18 protein-coding genes are annotated in these 17804 nt (G+C 66.0%); 8 read left to right on the forward strand and 10 right to left on the reverse strand.

The window, feature by feature from the left end:
• Nucleotides 1-8: 8 nt before the first annotated feature.
• Nucleotides 9-887, reverse strand: a complete 879-nt coding sequence (locus AC3A6I_RS16000; RefSeq protein ID WP_487545048.1) for a helix-turn-helix domain-containing protein — start codon at nucleotides 885-887, stop codon at nucleotides 9-11.
• A gap of 220 nt (nucleotides 888-1107) precedes the next feature.
• Between AC3A6I_RS16000 and AC3A6I_RS16005 the strand changes: the two genes are divergently transcribed.
• The 4 genes from AC3A6I_RS16005 to AC3A6I_RS16020 all read left to right on the forward strand — a co-directional run bounded on the left by AC3A6I_RS16005 (nucleotide 1108) and on the right by AC3A6I_RS16020 (nucleotide 6319).
• Nucleotides 1108-3117 carry an aldo/keto reductase gene (locus AC3A6I_RS16005; RefSeq protein WP_487544746.1) on the forward strand — a complete coding sequence of 670 codons (2010 nt, stop codon included), beginning with the start codon at nucleotides 1108-1110 and terminating at the stop codon, nucleotides 3115-3117.
• A gap of 246 nt (nucleotides 3118-3363) precedes the next feature.
• Nucleotides 3364-4527 (forward strand): alpha-hydroxy acid oxidase, encoded by a 1164-nt coding sequence (locus AC3A6I_RS16010; protein ID WP_487545049.1) that lies wholly within the window; start codon nucleotides 3364-3366, stop codon nucleotides 4525-4527.
• A gap of 262 nt (nucleotides 4528-4789) precedes the next feature.
• On the forward strand, nucleotides 4790-5701 hold the full coding sequence (locus tag AC3A6I_RS16015) for a LysR family transcriptional regulator (protein ID WP_487544747.1): 912 nt from the start codon (nucleotides 4790-4792) through the stop codon (nucleotides 5699-5701).
• A 90-nt stretch (nucleotides 5702-5791) separates the two neighbouring features.
• Nucleotides 5792-6319 carry a GFA family protein gene (locus tag AC3A6I_RS16020; RefSeq protein ID WP_487544748.1) on the forward strand — a complete coding sequence of 176 codons (528 nt, stop codon included), beginning with the start codon at nucleotides 5792-5794 and terminating at the stop codon, nucleotides 6317-6319.
• 3 nt (nucleotides 6320-6322) lie between these two features.
• On the opposite strand, the gene AC3A6I_RS16025 is transcribed toward AC3A6I_RS16020, so the two are convergent.
• From AC3A6I_RS16025 to AC3A6I_RS16035, 3 genes are read right to left on the reverse strand one after another with little or no spacing between them, the layout of a single operon-like run.
• Entirely contained in the window at nucleotides 6323-7126 is an 804-nt protein-coding gene (locus AC3A6I_RS16025; protein WP_487544749.1) for an anti-sigma factor family protein, read from the reverse strand.
• Nucleotides 7123-7626: a sigma-70 family RNA polymerase sigma factor gene (locus AC3A6I_RS16030; protein WP_487544750.1), complete on the reverse strand. Its 504-nt coding sequence runs from the start codon at nucleotides 7624-7626 to the stop codon at nucleotides 7123-7125. Before AC3A6I_RS16030 ends, AC3A6I_RS16025 begins: the two co-directional genes overlap by 4 nt.
• 17 nt (nucleotides 7627-7643) lie before the next feature.
• The gene (locus AC3A6I_RS16035) at nucleotides 7644-8036 is read right to left on the reverse strand and encodes a COG4315 family predicted lipoprotein (RefSeq protein WP_487544751.1); all 393 of its coding nucleotides are present in this window, start codon (nucleotides 8034-8036) and stop codon (nucleotides 7644-7646) included.
• A 207-nt stretch (nucleotides 8037-8243) separates the two neighbouring features.
• Here AC3A6I_RS16035 and AC3A6I_RS16040 point away from each other — a divergent pair, with 207 nt between their 5' ends.
• Together AC3A6I_RS16040 and AC3A6I_RS16045 are read left to right on the forward strand one after the other, a co-directional pair.
• On the forward strand, nucleotides 8244-9347 hold the full coding sequence (locus AC3A6I_RS16040) for a TRAP transporter substrate-binding protein (RefSeq protein ID WP_487544752.1): 1104 nt from the start codon (nucleotides 8244-8246) through the stop codon (nucleotides 9345-9347).
• Nucleotides 9348-9506: 159 nt separating this feature from the next.
• Nucleotides 9507-9857: an endonuclease domain-containing protein gene (locus tag AC3A6I_RS16045; RefSeq protein WP_487544754.1), complete on the forward strand. Its 351-nt coding sequence runs from the start codon at nucleotides 9507-9509 to the stop codon at nucleotides 9855-9857.
• Between the two features lie 66 nt (nucleotides 9858-9923).
• Here AC3A6I_RS16045 and AC3A6I_RS16050 read toward each other — a convergent pair whose 3' ends face one another.
• From AC3A6I_RS16050 to AC3A6I_RS16060, 3 genes are all read right to left on the reverse strand, one after another.
• Nucleotides 9924-11411: a TRAP transporter large permease gene (locus tag AC3A6I_RS16050; RefSeq protein WP_487544755.1), complete on the reverse strand. Its 1488-nt coding sequence runs from the start codon at nucleotides 11409-11411 to the stop codon at nucleotides 9924-9926.
• Nucleotides 11408-12013, reverse strand: coding sequence for a TRAP transporter small permease subunit (locus AC3A6I_RS16055; protein ID WP_487544757.1), 606 nt, complete (start codon nucleotides 12011-12013; stop codon nucleotides 11408-11410). The genes AC3A6I_RS16050 and AC3A6I_RS16055 overlap by 4 nt, the downstream gene beginning before the upstream one ends.
• Before the next feature lie 348 nt (nucleotides 12014-12361).
• A complete protein-coding gene (locus tag AC3A6I_RS16060; RefSeq protein ID WP_487544758.1) occupies nucleotides 12362-15010 on the reverse strand; it encodes a heavy metal translocating P-type ATPase in 2649 nt (882 codons plus the stop codon).
• 235 nt (nucleotides 15011-15245) lie between these two features.
• Here AC3A6I_RS16060 and cueR point away from each other — a divergent pair, with 235 nt between their 5' ends.
• Both cueR and AC3A6I_RS16070 read left to right on the forward strand, forming a co-directional pair.
• Nucleotides 15246-15653, forward strand: a complete 408-nt coding sequence (gene cueR / locus AC3A6I_RS16065) for a Cu(I)-responsive transcriptional regulator (RefSeq protein ID WP_487544759.1) — start codon at nucleotides 15246-15248, stop codon at nucleotides 15651-15653.
• On the forward strand, nucleotides 15640-16041 hold the full coding sequence (locus AC3A6I_RS16070) for a GNAT family N-acetyltransferase (protein WP_487544760.1): 402 nt from the start codon (nucleotides 15640-15642) through the stop codon (nucleotides 16039-16041). The genes cueR and AC3A6I_RS16070 overlap by 14 nt, the downstream gene beginning before the upstream one ends.
• 42 nt (nucleotides 16042-16083) lie before the next feature.
• On the opposite strand, the gene AC3A6I_RS16075 is transcribed toward AC3A6I_RS16070, so the two are convergent.
• From AC3A6I_RS16075 to AC3A6I_RS16085, 3 genes are all read right to left on the reverse strand, one after another.
• On the reverse strand, nucleotides 16084-16377 hold the full coding sequence (locus tag AC3A6I_RS16075; RefSeq protein WP_487544761.1) for a GNAT family N-acetyltransferase: 294 nt from the start codon (nucleotides 16375-16377) through the stop codon (nucleotides 16084-16086).
• Nucleotides 16378-16474: 97 nt separating this feature from the next.
• Nucleotides 16475-17032: a tetratricopeptide repeat protein gene (locus tag AC3A6I_RS16080; RefSeq protein ID WP_487544762.1), complete on the reverse strand. Its 558-nt coding sequence runs from the start codon at nucleotides 17030-17032 to the stop codon at nucleotides 16475-16477.
• Between the two features lie 68 nt (nucleotides 17033-17100).
• Entirely contained in the window at nucleotides 17101-17802 is a 702-nt protein-coding gene (locus tag AC3A6I_RS16085; RefSeq protein WP_487544763.1) for a DedA family protein, read from the reverse strand.
• Nucleotides 17803-17804 lie beyond the last annotated feature (2 nt).

The raw sequence follows: 17804 nt of genomic DNA on the forward strand, positions 1-17804 counted from the left end.
ATACAAGCTCAGGAGGCGAGCGCGCCGGGAATGAAGGCGTCGCGGCGAAAGTCCGACGGCGACATGCCGGCGATCTTGCGGAACGACTTGTTGAAAGCGCTGAGCGAGCCAAAGCCCGATTCCATCGCCACGCGCAGCACGTTGGCATCATCGCGCAGCAGCAGCGCCTGCGCGTAGCTCAACCGCAGCAGGTTGACGTACTCGTTCAGCGTCATGCCGGTCGAGCGCTTGAAGATGCTCATGGCGTATTTCGGGTGCAGGTCGGCGGCGGCGGCGATATCGACCGAGTCGATCTCGTTGAGGAAGTTCGCCGCGATGAAATCGCACATCCGCCCCAGCTTGCGCGAAGACTGGATCTCGACCGTCTCGGCCTGCGCCCCCTCTCTGTCGCCGACCAGTTCATAGGGTTCGAAGCGCACGCGCTCGAGCCGCAGGATCAGCTCGTCGACGGCGTGCTGCGCTTTCACCGGGTCGCCGGAACGCGCGTATTGGCACCAGCGCGGGAAATTCTGGAAATCGGAATCGTCGGTGGCATCGATCTTCAGCGTCGCGCCCTGCATCAGCCGCTGCGGCACATCCTCGGGCAGGCGCAGGCGGAAGAAGTGCATCAGCGGCAGGTGACCGCCGGCATAGACCACGTCGTCGGAACGATCGTCGAGCTGATGCGGCAGGCCGCCCCAGAACAGCACCATCTGCCCGGCTTTGAGCGTCAGTTCGTGCGTGTGCATGCGGTAGTGCACCTCGCCCGCCATGATAAAATTGACCTCGACCTGCGCGTGCCAGTGCGGCTTGAGCATCACCGAGGGCGATGCGTAGAAGAGCTGCAGGGCGTTCGGCAGTCCCTCCACGCCGCCGATACCGGGGCGATAGATCGGCCGCTGCTCCACCTTACTTTCCGCCAAGTCCAGTTTCCCTTTGTCGCGGACATGCGCTCACGGCTGCCTATGCTGGCCACACTTGCCGACGATGCGCCAATCAGCATGTATAGCATCGCCGCGCAGCGACCAACGAGAACAACAGCCACGCGCTCGCCATCCAGCGGCTGAGCCGACCCGCCTTTCGCGGCCCCCGTTACCGGCGCGGCCGCAGACCTTCGAGGAGACCACCATGACCATCAAGGCCCCCATTCGCTGGGGTATCATCGGCCCGGGCGCTATCGCCAAGGATTTTCGCCGCGGCGTGCTCGCCAGCCAGTTCGGCAAGCTCGAGGCGATCGCCACGCGCAATCCCGGAAAGGCGAGCCTCAAGGAGGATTTCCCGGAAGCCCGCATCCTCGATGGCTATGACGCGATCCTCGCCGACCCGAACGTCGATGCGATCTACATCGCCACGCCCCATACCGGCCACGCCGAGTGGGCCATCAAGGCGGCCGAAGCCGGCAAGCACGTGCTGGTCGAAAAGCCGTTCGCCCTGAGCGCCTTCGAGGTCGACGCGATCTTCCACGCCCACCGCAAGGCCGGCACCTTCGCCGGCGAGGCCTTCATGTATCGCCTGCACCCGCAGACGCAGAAGCTGTGGGAGCTGATCGCGTCGGGCACCATCGGCGAAATCCGCTTCATCGATGCGAGCTTCGGCTTCCAGATGCCGCGCTTCATGCCCGAGCACCGCCTGTTTGCCTCGGAGCTCGCTGGCGGCGGCATCCTCGATGTCGGCGGCTACCCGGTGTCGTTCGCGCGGCTGATCGCCGGCGCAGCGGCGGGCAAGCCGTTCCTCGATCCGCTGAAAGTGGCGGGCGGCGCGACGCTGAACGAGGAAGGCACCGACAACTCGGCGGCAGCCGTGTTGACCTTCGCCAACGGGATCCTCGCCCAGGTGAGCTGCGCCGTGATGGCCAACCTCGAAAATGTTGGCCGCATCCATGGCAGCGAGGGCACCATCGAAGTGCCGGCCTTCTGGTTCGCCAATGGCGACCGCTCGGGCGGCCAGGGCAAGATCGATATCATCAGGAAGGACGGCAGCCGCGAGACCGTGGTCGCCGGACAGTCCAAGCACCTCTACGCCTACGAGGCCGACGCCGCCGCCGAAGCCATCCTCGCCGGCCGCCAAGAATTCGCTGCCCCGGGCATGACCTGGGCCGACAGCCTCGGCAATGCCCGCGTGCTCGACAAATGGCGCGCCGATGCCGGCATCGAATATGCCGTCGAAAAGCCGACCAAGCGGCTCCACACCCTCACCGGCCGGCCGCTCAAGGGTGGCGGCGCCGTGATCCCCAAGCGCACTATCCCGGGCCTCAAAAAGCAGGCCTCGGCCGTGGCGCTGGGCTTTGAGGATTTCCGCACTTTCGCCTCGGGCGCGATCCTGCTTGACGCCTTCTGGGAGCGCGGCGGCAACATGTTCGACACCGCCTTCATCTATGCCGGCGGCTATACCGAAAAGCTGTTCGGCGAGTGGCACAAGTCGCGCGGCGTGCGGGAGGAGGCGGTGCTGATCGGCAAGGGCGCGCATAGCCCGCTGGTCTATCCGGACGTGATTTCGAAGCAACTGAGCCAGTCGCTCGACCGGCTGCAGACCGACTATGTCGACGTCTACTTCATGCACCGCGACAATCTCGACGTGCCGGTCGGCGAGTTCGTCGACGCCATGGATGCCGAGGTGAAGAAGGGCCGCATCCGTGGGCCGTTCGGCGGTTCGAACTGGACAAAGGAGCGCTTCGACGAGGCCATCGCCTATGCCGACAAGCATGGCAAGCAACGTCCGGGCGCGCTCTCCAACAACTTCGCGCTGGCCGAGATGCTCGACCCGATCTGGGCCGGCTGCGTCACCGCCTCGACCGATGACTGGAAGCAGTGGCTGAAGGATCGCCAGATCCCGAATTTCAGCTGGTCGAGCCAGGCCCGCGGCTTCTTCACCGACCGTGCCGGTCGTGACAAGCGCGACAACGAGGAACTGGTCCGCGTCTGGTACAACGACCGCAACTTCGCCCGCCGCGACCGCGCCGTGGAACTGGCCGAAAAGCTCGGCAAGAGCCCGATCCACGTCGCCCTCGCCTATGTGCTGGCGCAGGACTTCCCGTCCGTGCCGCTCATCGGGCCGCGCACCCTCAACGAGCTCGACGACAGCATGAATGCCTTCGACATCAAGCTGACGCCCGAACAGGTGAAGTGGCTGGAGGCTTGAACCGAGCCTGAGGTCGGGGCTGGGCACGCCCCGGCCTCACCTACCACTGTCATCCCTGCGAAAGCAGGGATCCATCTCTCAGCCAGCGCGGGCGGTGAGTTGGATCCCAGCTTTCGCTGGGATGACCCCCGCGTTTGGAGCGGCGCCAGCAGGCACCCTGCGGCTTCAAAGCAAAGGTCGCATTGACCACTGACATGTTAGCGCAATAGAAACCGGCATCGAATTCCGGGGCGCGCTATGGCGAATATGGACAAGTATCTGACGATCGAAGACCTGCAGAAGGCCGCGAAGCGCCGCGTGCCGAAAATGTTCTTCGACTACGCCGACTCGGGCTCGTACACCGAGGGCACCTATCGCGAGAACACCTCGGACTTCGAGAAGATCAAGCTGCGCCAGCGCGTGGCCGTGAACCTAGAGAACCGCAACCTGTCGAGCACCATGTTGGGCCAGCCGGTCTCGATACCGGTCGCCATCGCACCGGTCGGCTCGACCGGCATGCAATCGGCCGACGGCGAGATCAAGGCCGCTCGCGCGGCCGAGAAATTCGGCACCATCTTCACCCTCTCGACCATGGCGATCTGCTCGATCGAGGACGTGGCCGAGAACACCAGCAAGCCGTTCTGGTTCCAGCTCTACGTGATGCGCGATCGCCCGTTCATCGAACGGCTGATCGACCGCGCCAAGGCTGCAAAGTGCCCGGTGCTGGTGCTCACCATGGACCTGCAGATTCTCGGCCAGCGCCACAAGGATATCCGCAACGGCCTGAAGGCGCCGCCGCCGATCACCCCGAAATTCTTGTTCGAGATCGCCACCAAGCCCGCCTGGGCTCTCGGCATGCTCGGCACCAACCGCCGCACTTTCCGCAACATCCACGGTCACGTGACCGAAGCCACCAGCCTCGGCACGCTCAGCCGCTGGACCGCTACCCAGTTCGACCTGACGCTGAACTGGAAGGACATCACCTGGATCAAAAAGCGCTTCGGCGGCCCGGTGGTAGTGAAGGGTATCCTCGACCCCGAGGACGCCCAGCTCGCCATCGATAACGGCGCGGACGGCATCATCGTTTCGAACCATGGTGGCCGCCAGCTCGACGGCGCCCCGAGCTCGATCCGCGTGCTGCCCGAGATCGTCGACGCCGTCGGCCACAAGACCGAAGTGCTGATGGACTCTGGCATCCGGTCCGGCCAGGACGTGCTGAAGGCGCTGGCGCTGGGCGCCAAGGGCACTTTCGTCGGTCGCGCCATGGCCTTCGGGCTGGGCGCCGGCGGCGAGGCGGGCGTCACCCGCGCTCTCAACATCATCAGCAAGGAAATGGATACGACCATGGCCTTGATGGGCGAGCGCGACGTGCGCAATGTCGGCCCGCACAACATCTATTCCAACGATCTGCTGCGTCGTCAGGGCTACTGAACCCTCGCCGGTCACAGGCATCCCAAGCGAGCCGCGCCCGATGCGCGGCTCGTTGCTTTTCAGAGGTAGCGCCACCAGTCTCGCGGCTCGGCTTCGTGGTCGAGGCCGATGTCGTGGCGCAACCAAGCGCTCAGCCACGAGCACAATCCTTCATGCAGCTTTCTCATCCTTTACGTGCTCCGATTGGACGTTGCCTTAGCATCGCGCTAGGCTGCCGCTCATGGAAACGAAGTGTCCGCATGGACATGCATGATGGAAATTCATGGATAGCCAGCTCCCGCCGCTGCAGTGCCTGAGGGCCTTCGTGGTCGTGGCTGAAACGCGCGGTTTCACTGCCACGGCCCAGCGGCTGGGCGTTACCCAGACCGCGGTGAGCCACCAGATCGCGCAGCTCGAAGCCTGGCTGGGCTTTCCGCTATTCGTGCGCAGCCGGGCCGGCGTGGTGCTGACCGAGGGCGGAACGGCCATCCAACCGGCGATCGCGGAAGCGCTGGCGCGGCTGGGCGAAACGCTGGCCGGCGCCAAGCGCCGGAGTTCGCGCCCGGGGCTGCACATCTCCACCGCCCCGGAGTTCGGCACGCAGTGGCTGTCGCCGCGGCTCGAGCAGTTTCGCACCGAGCACCCGGAGGCCGATATCCGCTTGACGCTCGAGTACCGGCGGATCGAACCCACAGCCGAGGAAGCCGACATCGTCATCCGCCTGAGTGGCGGCGGCGATGGCGAGCGGTTGACGCGCGACGACGAGTTCGCGGTGAGCTCGCCGGCGCTCGCCAAGACCCTGCCCAAACGCCAGGGCCTCTTGGCCGCGCCGCTGCTGCGCTACGAGGGCGCCCGCAACACCCTGCTCGACTGGCGCCGCTGGTGCAGCCTGCTGTTCAATGCCACCGGCGACGAGGCGGCGGAGCGCCTGCCCGGCCTCGATATCGATGGCGGCCCGCTGTTCCCCACCTTCGGCGCCATGCTGGAGGCCTGCCGCCGCGGCGAAGGCTTCGCGCTCGTGCGCAACTCGCTGGTGGCCGATGATCTTGCCCGCGGCACGCTGGTCAAATGCTTCGTCGAAACGCTCGAGGCCGACCTGCAGTACCAGTTGCTGATCGCCCCGGCAGCGCGGCGGCGGCCCGAGGTGATAGCGTTTCGCGACTGGATTCTCGGCGAGGCAGCCGCCGCCCGATAAGCTGCGGCACATCGCCCATCCGGCCTAAGTCGCCTTGTGTTTGACAGGCGGACGCATCGAGTGCGGGCCGGGAACGCGAGGGAGAGAGCGGTGGCCGAGGGACTTGCAGCGGGGACGGAGGAGCGCCTGGTGAGCTGTGCCTGCGGGCAGGTGCAGCTGGCGGTGCGCGGCGCGCCCATCCTCACGGCCGCCTGCTATTGCGACGATTGCCAGGCCGGCGCTAAGAAGCTCGAGGCCCTGCCCGGCGCTCGCCCGTTCCACGATGCCGATGGTGGCACCTGGATGGCGCTCTATCGCAAGGATCGCCACCGCGTGGTGCGCGGCGCCGAGCGGCTCGAGCGCACCAAGCTCAAGCCAAAAAGCGGCACCAATCGCGTGGTCGCCCGCTGCTGCAACTCCGCCATGCTGGTCGATTTCGACGGCGGCCCGCACTGGATCTCGATGTACCGGCCCGGCTATGCCGGCGACGTACCGCCGCTCGAAATGCGGCTGCAGACCCGCTTCGCCCCCGATCCGGCGAGGATCCCGCAGGATGTGCCGGTCTATCGCACCTATCCGCTGAGCTTCATCGGCCGGCTGATCGCCGCCCGCATCGCCATGCTGTGGCCGGGCCGCTGACCCTCAGACGCCGGTGGCGCCGTCGGGCCGCCACGACATCTGCGTGTAAATCTTGCGCGCTACGTCCTGCATCTGCGCCTGCGGCAGGTCGCCGACCACGGTGCAGGTGATCCGGTCATTGGCCCAGTAGAACGCCTCGAGATTGTCGCGGCTGGTGAACTCGCGCTCGGTGCGCCGGTCAGCCAGCGCGGCGGTGACATAGACGGTCACCCGTTCCTTGGCCGCATTCTCGTACATCAGCTGCGCCGCCGGGGCGCTGCCGTCATAGCCGGGCAGCAAGCGGCCGCCGACGAGGTTGAAGCCATCGGCGCTGAGATCAGGCGGCGTGATCGGCCGCTCGATGCGGTTCGATAGCCACGAGGTGAGGTGCTCGCTATCGGCCGCGGCGACCTCGACGGCGTGGCGGTTCTCCTTGACGAACAGGGCATGCGCCGAAACCGCGGCCGCGATCAGCTCGTCGCGCACCGGCTCGCGGGCAAAGTAGCTGTTCCCGGCCCAGCCCATGGCGCCACCCAGCGCCAGCAGCACCACCGCCGCCGCGGCAAAGCGCGGCCAGCGCGGGCCAGCCTGTACGGCGCGCGAGCGGGCGATGAGATGCGGATCGAGCCGTGAGGGCACCGTCTCGCCGGCTGCGCCATCGAACAGGGCGTGCATGGCCTCGTTCTGGCGCTGCCAGTTCTGGACTTCGGTGGCCTTGTCGGGGCGGGCGGTGAGCCAGGCCTCCACTTCGGCGGCGCGCTCGGGCGCCAGCTTACCGTCGGCATAGGCGTGGAGATCGGTCTCGGAAATCGGGGCGAGCTGGGTCATTTGATCGACCTCAATCTCGGTTCGCCCGTGCCGGTGGTCAACGCGCGCAGTGTCGCGCGGGCCCGGCCGATACGGGACATCAGGGTGCCCATGGGAATGCCGAGCACCTCGGCGGCATCCTGGTAGCTCAGGCCCTCGAGCACAACGAGCAGCAGCGCCTCGCGCTGGTCATCGGGCAGGCGGTCGAGGGCGCGCGACATTTCGGCGAGGGCGATGCGGCCCGGCTGGGCTGGCGCGACGGAAGGTTCGGCTATGCTGTCGATCGGAATATGGTCTCCACGGCGGCGCTCGAACCGCAGGTCGTTGCGCCACAGGTTGATGAGGATACGGAACAGCCAGCCCTGCAGCGGCCCGCTGGGCTGGAACAGGCTGCGCTTGCGGATAGCCCGCTCCAGGCAGTCCTGGACGAGATCATCGGCCCGATCGGCGTTGCGCGTCAGCGCCCGCGCGTAGCGGCGCAAAGCCGGCACCGTCGCCTCGATCTCGTCCAGAAAGTCCATGTGGGTGGCGTGCCCGCTTACTGCTCGATGGCAGTATGCCAGACGCCGCCCACGCCGTCGCCGGTGGTCTGGCCCGGAGCGGTGTCCTTGATCCACAGGTAGAGCGGCATGCCCTTGTAGGCCCACATCTTGGTGCCGTCGGTGCGATCGACGATGGTGAAGTCGCCGTCGGCGGCAGCATCGGCGGCGGCCATCAGCGGCGGCCAGTTGGTGGCGCACTTGTCGTAGCAGTTGGTGACGCCGGCAGTGTCCTTGTCGTAGGTGTAGAGCGTCATGCCATTGGCATCGGTCAGCACTTCCTTGCCACCGATCTCCGAGGTCTTGATGGCCCCGCCGGCATAGTCTTCGGCGAAGGCGGCGCTGGTGCAGAGGGCGAGTGCGGCGGCGCCGAGCGCGATTGCGAACTTCATGATGGTTCCTCCAATCGGGATGGAGACCAGCCGGACGGCTGGCTCTCACCTAGCTCAACACCGCCCGCTCCGGTTTATTCCCGACCCGGATAAAAACCCGATCCGATAAGGGCTCGCGCCACTGGACAGGTACCGCGGCTCCTGTTCAATCTGGCGGCAAGGCCGGCGAAACGGGCCGGCCCGAATGCCATTGGGAGGAAAATGCATATGAAGAGACGCGAGTTCTTCAAGTCGGCGACCGCCGTTGCGGCGGGCACTGCCGCGGCGGCTACGCTGGCGGCGCCGGCTATCGCGCAATCCAATCCGAAGGTGAGCTGGCGGCTTGCCTCGTCTTTCCCGCCAGGCCTCGACACCATTTACGGTGGCGGCGAGACGCTGGCCAAATACGTGTCCGAGGCGACCGACGGCAATTTCACCATCGACGTGTTCGCGGCCGGCGAGCTGGTGCCGCCCTTCGAGGTGGTCGATCCGGTGTCGGAAGGCACCATCGAGATGGCCCATACGGTGGGCTATTATTTCTCGGGCAAGGACGTCGCCTGGGCCGCGCTTTCGGCCATCCCGTTCTCGCTCAACGCCCGCGGCATGGGCGCCTGGTACTACCATGGCGGCGGCCTCGACATCACCAACGAGTTCTTCGACAGCTACAACATCGTCGGCTTTCCGTGCGGCAACACCGCCGCCCAGATGGGCGGCTGGTTCCGCAAGGAGATCAATACGCTGGCCGACCTGCAGGGCCTCAAGATGCGCGTCGGCTTTGCCGGCACCATCCTGACCAAGCTCGGCGTGATCCCGCAGACGCTCCCAGGCGGCGAAATCTACAATGCGCTCGAAAAGGGCACGATCGACGCTGCCGAATGGGTCGGCCCCTATGACGACGAAAAGCTCGGCTTCCAGAAGGTCGCGCCCTACTACTACTATCCCGGCTGGTGGGAAGGCGGTCCGACCGTGCACGCCCTCATCAACAAGGCCAAGTTCGAGGAACTGCCGCCGGCCTACCAGTCGCTGCTCAAGACCGCCTGCCAGGCCGTCAGCAACGATATGCTGGCCAAGTACGACTACGTGAACCCCACCGCGATCAAGAAGCTGGTGGCGGCCGGAGCCCAGCTCCGCCCGTTCAGCCCCGAGATCATGGAAGCCAGCTTCAACGCCGCCAACGAGACCTATGCCGAACTGTCGGTCTCGAGCCCGGCGTTCAAGAAGATCTGGGACTCGATCACCGCCTTCCGTCGCGACCACTATCTGTGGAACCAGGTGGCGGAATTGAACTTCGACGCCTTCATGCAGGCCCAGCAGCGGGCTGGGAAGCTGTAAGGCTCGACGCCGAGCGAGTTGAGGGGGCCCGGCTTGTCCGGGCCCTTTTTGCTTTCCGCCCGCAGCGAGGCCAGCAGTCGGGTCTCCTCTCCCGTTTACGGGGGAGGGGGACCACGCGTAGCGTGGTGGAGGGGGGAGCCACGCGCACGGAGCAAGCTGTTGCGATCACCAGACTTCATCCGTGACCGCGCAAGGTCACTACGGCGAACGATGACCGGTCCCGAAAAACTGCTGTGGGCGTTGCTGCGCCGCAACCAGCTTGGCCTACACTTTCGGAGGCAGCATCCCATGGGGCCGTACGTGCTGGATTTCTATTGTCCTGCGGTCAAGCTTTGCGTCGAGCTCGATGGGCCGGCGCATAACGACACTGCAGAGAGGGACGGGCGCAGGACAACGTGGCTGACCAAGGAAGGTATTCAAGTGTTGCGGTTCACGACCGGCGAAGTCGAAGCAAGGCCCGCCGCCGTGTTGGCAACAATCGCGCGTGTGGCTCCCCCCTCCACCGCCTAACGGCGGTCCCCCTCCCCCGCGAGCGGGAGAGGAGTCCCGACTGCGCGGCCGGCGAGAGTTGAAATCTCAGTTAAAACTCGGCGCCGGTGGTGGTGTGAACGTCGGCGCCGGCGGTGCCCCGAAGCTCGGTGGTGGCGGGGCTTCGAAGTTCGGCGCGCCCGTGCCCCCGCCCTGCGGCGGCAGGACGATCTCTACCGTGTTGAGGTCCACTTCCGGGGCCTTGTCGAGGAAGAACGTCACCGTCTCGGGGAAGACAATGAGGATGGCCACGAGGATCAGTTGCAGCACCAGCCATGGGATGGCGCCGAGGTAGATGTCGCGCGTCTTCACCTGGTCCCGGGGCACGATGCCGCGCAGGTAGAACAGCGCGAAGCCGAAGGGCGGGTGCATGAAGCTGGTCTGCATGTTGGCGCAGATCATCACGCCGAGCCACACCAGGTCGATGCCGAGCGCATTGGCGGTCGGGATCAGCAACGGCAGCACGATGAAGGCGATCTCGAAGAAATCGAGGAAGAACGCCAGAACGAAGATGAAGATGTTGACGAAGATCAGGAAGCCGACCACGCCGCCCGGCAGGTGCGACAGCAGGTGCTCGATCCAATGTCCGCCGCCGACACCCTGGAAGACGAGACTGAAGACACGCGCGCCCAGCAGGATGAACACCACCATGGCGGTGAGCCGCATGGTCGCGACCATGCCTTCCCACATCAGGTGCCAGCTCAGCCGGCCGTTGAACCAGGCGAGGAGGATAGCGCCGACGACGCCCATGGCGCCGGCTTCGGTGGGGGTGACGAGGCCGAGCAGGATCGTACCGAGCACGACGAAGATCAGCGCCAGGCTCGGCACCATGCCGCGGATGATCTTGGACCAGAGCGGCCAGCCGCGCAGCGTGCGCGCTTCGGGCGGTAGCGCCGGCACATCCTGCGGGCGGATGATGGAGAGGATGAACACCCAGCCGGCGAATAGCAGCACCTGCAGGATCGAGGCGCCGGTGGCGCCGATATACATCTCGCCCGGCGAGCGCTGTAGCTGGTCGGCGAGGACGATCAGCACCAGCGAGGGCGGGATCAGCTGCGTGATCGTGCCCGAGGCCGCGATCACGCCGGTGGCGTGGCGCACGTTGTAGCCGTAGCGCATCATCACCGGCAGCGAGATCAGGCCCATGGCGATCACCGAGGCGGCGACGGTGCCGGTAATGGCGCCCAGGATCGCGCCAACGATGATCACCGCGTAGCTGAGGCCACCGCGCACCCCGCCGAACAGCTGCCCGAAGCCATCGAGCAGGTCCTCGGCGAGCCCGGATTTCTCGAGGATCACACCCATGAAGGTGAAAAACGGGATGGCGAGCAGCAGTTCGTTGCTGAGCACGCCGTACAGCTGATAGGTGAGGTTTCCCAGGAAGTTAGGGGCGATCAGCCCGAGCTCCATGGCGAGCAGGCCGCCGAACAGGCCGACCGCCGCGAGCGAGAAGGCCGCCGGGTAGCCGATGATGAGGAACACGACGAGCCCGCCGAACAGCACCGGCGCCATGTTCTCGCGCAACAGATCGATCATTGCAGCGGCTTCTCGTACGCGAATTCGCGGTGGTAGTTCGTGGTAAGTGCCAGAATGCACTTGATGATTTCGGCGATGGCCTGAAGCAGCAGCACGCCGAACCCAACCGGCAGCATCAGCCGCACCGGCCAGCGCGGCAGGCCGCCGGCGGCGTTGGACATCACGTTCTGCACCCAGGCCTGCACGAACCACGGCCAGGTGAAATAAATCAAGAGAATACAAAGCGGTACGAGGAAAAACAGGCCGCCGAGCAGGTCGATCCAGGTGCGCGCCTTCTCGCTGATGGCGCCATAGAGCAGGTCGACGCGCACATGCTCGTTCATCTTCAGCGTCCAGGCGCCGCCGAGCATCACCATGCCGCCGAACATGTACCAGACGCCCTCGGAAAAGACGTTGGAATACTGGGTGTAGAAGCTGACCAGCCCCCCGAAAACGCCGCCGCCATAGCTGCGCTCCAGCCAGAGCATCCCGCTGATCGAATAGCGAAAAATCGCGTTGAAGGCGCTGAGCAGGGCCGAAAACAGCACAAGCCACACGGCGACGAGACCGACCAGCCGGCTGATCTCGTCGATGATGCGCGTAATGCGCAAGGCCACGTTCATACCTGGGCCACCCCCCGATCGGTCTAGCGCCGATTACAGGCGGCTAAGGCAACACGCAATGACGTAAGCGTCAACCCGACAGGATGCGCCGGGCCCCGATTGTGAAGGCGATGGGTCAGGCTCGCTGACCTGATGAACGACCGATTCTGAACCGGTCATTGACGCAACCTGAACGGCTGGATGCCGGTCGAGGTTAACGGGCACACTATCGCCCCCCTCACCGGGTCACCCCGGCGCAGGCCGGGGCCCATCCTGAGATGTCGCCACCTCCTCAGCAAGTGGAGAGACCTCAGGATGGATCCCGGCGTGCGCCGGGATGACATCGTGGGTGGGGCGCGATCGTGCCAGCTACAGTTTCACTCCGTTCAGCCTGAGCGCGTTGGCGATGACGCTCACCGAGCTCAGGGCCATGGCCGCGGCGGCGATCATCGGGGAGAGCAGCCAGCCGGTGAACGGATAGAGAACACCCGCAGCGATCGGGATGCCGAGCGCGTTGTAGCCGAAGGCGAACAGCAGGTTCAGCTTGATGTTGCTGAGCGTCGCCTTGGCCAGCGTGCGCGCCTTCACCGTGCCGGCAAGGTCGCCCTTGAGCAGGGTGATGCCGGCGCTTTCGATGGCGACGTCGGCACCGGTGCCCATCGCCACCCCGACATCGGCGGCGGCGAGGGCCGGGGCGTCGTTGACGCCATCGCCGGCGAACGCGACGGAACGGCCCTGCCCCTTCAGCTTTTCGATCAGGGCATGCTTGTCCTCCGGGGTCATGCCGGCCTGCACATCGGAGAGGCCGAGCTCGCGTCCGACGGCCTCCGCCGTGCCCTTGGCGTCGCCGGTCGCCATCACCACCGCCACTCCGTCCTCACGCAGCGCGCGGATCGACTCCGCGGCATTGGTCTTGATCGGGTCAGCCACGGTCACGACGCCGATACTAGCACCGTCATGGGCGACGAGGATTGCCGTCTTGCCGGAAGCCGCCTGCTGCTCGACCAGCGCGGCGAGCTTGTTGTCGACCTCGATCCCCTGCTCGCGCAGCAGCCGCACATTGCCCATCAGCGCCGGCTTGCCGCCGACCTCGCCGCGAATGCCGCGGCCGGTGAGCGAGGTGAAGCCGGTCGCCTCGTAGGCCCGGGCACCGCGCTTTTCGGCGCCGGTGACCACCGCATGGGCGATCGGATGTTCGGAATGCCGCTCGAGCGCCGCGGCGACGGCGAGCACGAACCCCTCGTCGACGCCCTTGACCGGGATCACCTGATCGAGCGTCGGCTTGCCCTCAGTCAGCGTGCCGGTCTTGTCGACGATCAGCGTGTCGACGCGGGCAAAGCCCTCGAGCGCCTTGGCATCCTTGACCAGGACGCCGGCATGCGCGCCCCGGCCGGTGGCGACCATGATCGAGATCGGCGTCGCGAGCCCGAGCGCACACGGACAGGCGATGATCAGCACCGAGATGGCGGCGACGATGGCTTCCGAAAGGCCGGGCCCCCAGATCAGCCAGCCGAGGAACGCGCCGACGGCGATCAGCACCACCAGCGGCACGAACCAGTTGGCCACCCGATCGGCCAGCGCCTGGATCGGGGCGCGGCTGCGCTGCGCCTTGCCGACCAGCTCGACGATCTGGCTGAGCCTGGTTTCCGACCCGACGCGGGTCGCCTTCATCACGAAGCTGCCTTCGCCGTTGAGCGTGCCGCCGGTGACGGGCTCGCCCTTCAGCTTTTCGACCGGCACCGGCTCGCCAGTGAGCATCGACTCATCGACGAAGGACTGGCCTTCGACGACCTCGCCATCGACCGGCACCGCCTCGCCCGGCCGCACGCGCAGCCAGTCGCCGGCGACGACGTCCTCGACTGGCACCTCGATATCGCGGCCTTCCCACACCCTACGCGCAGTCTTGGGCGCGAGGTTGAGCAGGGCGCGGATGGCCTTGCCGGTGGCGTCGCGCGCCTTGAGCTCGAGCACCTGGCCGACGAAGACCAGCGTGACGATCACCGCCGCCGCCTCGAAATAGACGGGCGGCATGCCGCTCATATGCGTCATCGACATCGGGAAGATCGACGGGAACAGCACGGCGACGACCGAGAACAGGTAGGCCGCGCCGACGCCGAGGCCGATCAGCGTCCACATGTTGGGCGATCGGTTGACGAGCGAATTCCAGAAGCGCCGGAAGAACGGCCACGCCGCCCAGACCACCACCGGGGTGGCGAGCACGAGCTCGGCCCAGCTGGCCAACGGCTCGCCCAGCCAGTCGCGCACCGGCAGGCCGACCATTGCGCCCATGGCGATGACGAGGATTGGGACGCTGAGCGCCGCGCTCACCCACATGCGGCGGGTAAAATCGACCAGCTCGGGGTTCGGACCGTCATCGAGCGAAGCCACCATCGGCTCGAGCGCCATGCCGCAGATCGGGCAATCGCCCGGCCCGTCCTTGATGATCTCGGGATGCATCGGGCAGGTCCACTTGGTGCCCTCGGGCACGGTTGCGGGGTCGACCGGCGGGGCGCCATGGTCGTGATGGCTGTGATGGCTGTCATGCGCGATGTCATTCCCGCGCAGGCGGGAACCCAGTTGCGCCGTCGGTGCGTGGGGCACTGGATCCCCGCCTTCGCGGGGATGACGCGGGTGGGAAGCGGACGAATTGGAGGAGACTCCACTCACCGAAGCCTTCCCCGGCAGCACGAACGGCTTCTGGTTCAGGTATTTGTCCGGGTTGGCCTCGAAGCTTTTCTGGCAGCCTTCGCAGCAGAAATAGTAGCGCGTGCCCTCATGCTTGCTCATGTGCTTGGCGGTCGCCCGGTCCACCTGCATGCCGCACACGGGATCGGTGGCCTTGAGGTACTTCTGCGGCTCAGCCTCGAACTTGGCCTTGCAGCCACCGCTGCAGAAGCCGAACTCACGGCCCTCGAGCGTCGCGCGGTGCGGGGTCTTGCCCATGTCGACGGTCATGCCGCACACCGGGTCACGCGTCACCGCGCCCTCGGTCGAATGATGATGAGCATGCGTATCCATGGTCGGCTCCTGTCTCATTGCAGAGTGTCTGCCTCGGACTTGACGCCCCACCGGGTCATCTCCGCGAAAGCGGGACCTTCGTTTGACGACGCGCACCGAGAACAGAGGTTCCCGCTTTCGCGGGAATGACTCCGTGGTCGTTGCAGCCGCCGGGCAGTCCGATACTCCTGTCGAGGATTGTTCTGCACCTTCCCATCATGGTAAGGTCAAGGACATTCTTCAGATAGGTGATCCCATGCAGATTGGCGAGGCCTCGCGGCTGACCGGCGTGTCGGCAAAGATGATCCGGCACTATGAATCGATCGGCCTTATCCCCAACGCCGACCGGCGCGACAGCAATTATCGCGACTATGGCCACCACGACATCCACCGCCTCGGCTTCATCCGCCGCGCCCGCGACCTCGGCTTTTCGATCGAGCAGATACGCGACCTGCTGAAACTGTGGGGCAACGATGAGCGCTCGAGTGCCGACGTGAAGGCGCTGACACAGGGGCACATCGCGGAACTGGACAGCAAGATTCGCCTGCTCGGCGAGATGCGCGACACGCTCGCCCACCTGGCTGAGGCCTGCGACGGCGATCACCGGCCGGACTGTCCGATCATCGAAAGCCTCGCCGGAGCCGTGCCGCATGCCCGGCATTGACGCGGCCGAATTCGAGATCCGTATCGATCCGTTTCCGCCCCGCGATGAATTTTCGGCGCTATGGGAATCCGGTTGGGGTGGCCCATGGCGCGGGCCGTTGCCGAACTGGCGCATTAGCCTCGTTCATCTCGGCGCCTACGAGGACGGGCGGCTGGTCGGCTACGTCAATGTGGCGACCGATGGCAGCGGCCACGCCTTCCTGCTCGACCCCACGGTGCACCAGGACGTGCAGCGGCGCGGGCTGGGCACGCTACTGGTGCGCCGGGCCGCCGAGATCTCGCGCGAGCGCGGCGGACAATACCTGCATGTCGACTACGAGCCGCACCTGGACGGCTTCTACAAGGGCTGCGGGTTTCAGCCGACCCTGGCGGGGTTGATGCGGTTGTAGAAGGCGGGTGGAGGCCCCTGCCCCATTCGGGCTTGGCGCAGATCAGGCCTTGAGGTCGGCCCACTCGGGATGCCGACGGAACTGGGCGACGACGTAGGAACAGACCGGGACGATCTTGCCGCCGGTGGCGCGCGCGTTGTCCATGGCGGCCTTGACCAGCACTTCGGCGATACCCTGGCCGCGATATTGCGGCGGCACGCCGGTGTGATCGGCAATGATGGTGGCTGCGTCGCGGCGCGAATAGGTCATTTCGGCTTCCGAGCCATCGGGAAGATAGACCACGAAGCGGCCGCGGCCGCCGGCTTCCTCGTGCTCGACAGGGTATTGCTCAGTCATTGGGGTCCTCATGTGGCGCCGGGAGCGCCGTAGCTGTCATATGGGGTGGATGCGGCAGGAGCCAAAGCGGCGCTGGCGCGCGGCTGATATGCGCGGGTCAGATCTGGGTCGTAGGCTCCCCGAGTTCGGGAAAGAGCTGCCGCTCGCTGAGGAAGGGGTGGATGGCAAGGGCCGCGGCCATATCGCGCAGCGCCCGGTCGCGCTGGCCAAGTTGCAGATAGATCAGCGCCCGGCCCGATAGGGCGCCGAAATGGCGCGGCTCGAGCTCGAGCACCCTGGCGCAATCCGCGATCGAGCGTTCGAAATCACCGAGCACGTAATACATGGTGGCGCGCTGGTTCCAGGCCTCGGCGTAATCTGGATAGTCGGCGACAAGCTTGTTCAGCAAGAGGATGGTGCTGCCGACGTCGCCCAGGTTGCGGGTGAAGAGCACTTCGCCGATGCGACGGGCGAGCTCGGGGTCGGAGGGCTTGGTCCACACATCCCATATCTGTGCGCCGATCTGCTGCGCGGTGCCGGCGTCCGGGGCGAGGCGCAGGCGGGCGAAGAGGCCATCGAGCGCAGCCTTGTCCTCGGCCTCGCCGGCGAGAGAAGGCTGGGCCAAGACGATGAGCAGCGCGCCGAGAAACAGGCGCGTCCACCGCCAGAACTGCATCGCCCCATCGCGTCGCATGAGCCGAGTTTCGACCCGCGGCGCGCCAGTGGCAAGTCACCTTGTGACGATCAGTGCCCGGCTTCGGGCTTGCTCCAGCGCGCCTGCAGCGAACGGCCGAAACTGCCCAGGAACGGCGCCGCCGCCAGCAGGATCTGCTTCCAGTAGTGGATGAGCAGGAACAGGCCGAGCAGCACCAGCGCGCCGACGATGATCACCAGTTCGAGGCTGAGGCCGATCGACTTGAGCCAGGCCGAGAGCAGCAGGCCGGGCAGGATATGCGCCGCGGCCCAGGCGAAGGCGGAGGTAATGTTGATGATCGAGAACTTGCGGTAGTCCATCTGGTAGATGCCCGCGACGCCGGGAACGACCGCCTTCACGCCCGGGATGAACCGGCCGAAGAACACCGATTTCCCACCATGCCTGGCAAAGAAGGCCTCGCCGCGCTCGATGAGCCCGAGATAGTTGCGGAACGGCCAGACCGTCTTGATCCGGTCCTTGAGCCAGTAGCCCACGGTGTAGGAAATCGCGTCACCCACCACCGCGCCGGCGACGGCGCCGAGGTAGATTTCCCAGAACGGCAGCTTGCCCTGCGCCATCAGGCCGCCGGCCAATAGCAGTACGGGGGTGGAGGGGACGAACAGGCCCAGGATGAACACCGCCTCGCCGATGGCGATGGCGAAGACGAACCAGAAGCTCAGCCAGAAATTGTCGGAAATGGCTTCGAGGAACAGCTCGAGCCACAGAGCGATGTTGTGGAACAGATCCAGCATAT

The sequence above is a fragment of the Devosia sp. Soil_C_22 genome, assembly GCF_057657195.1.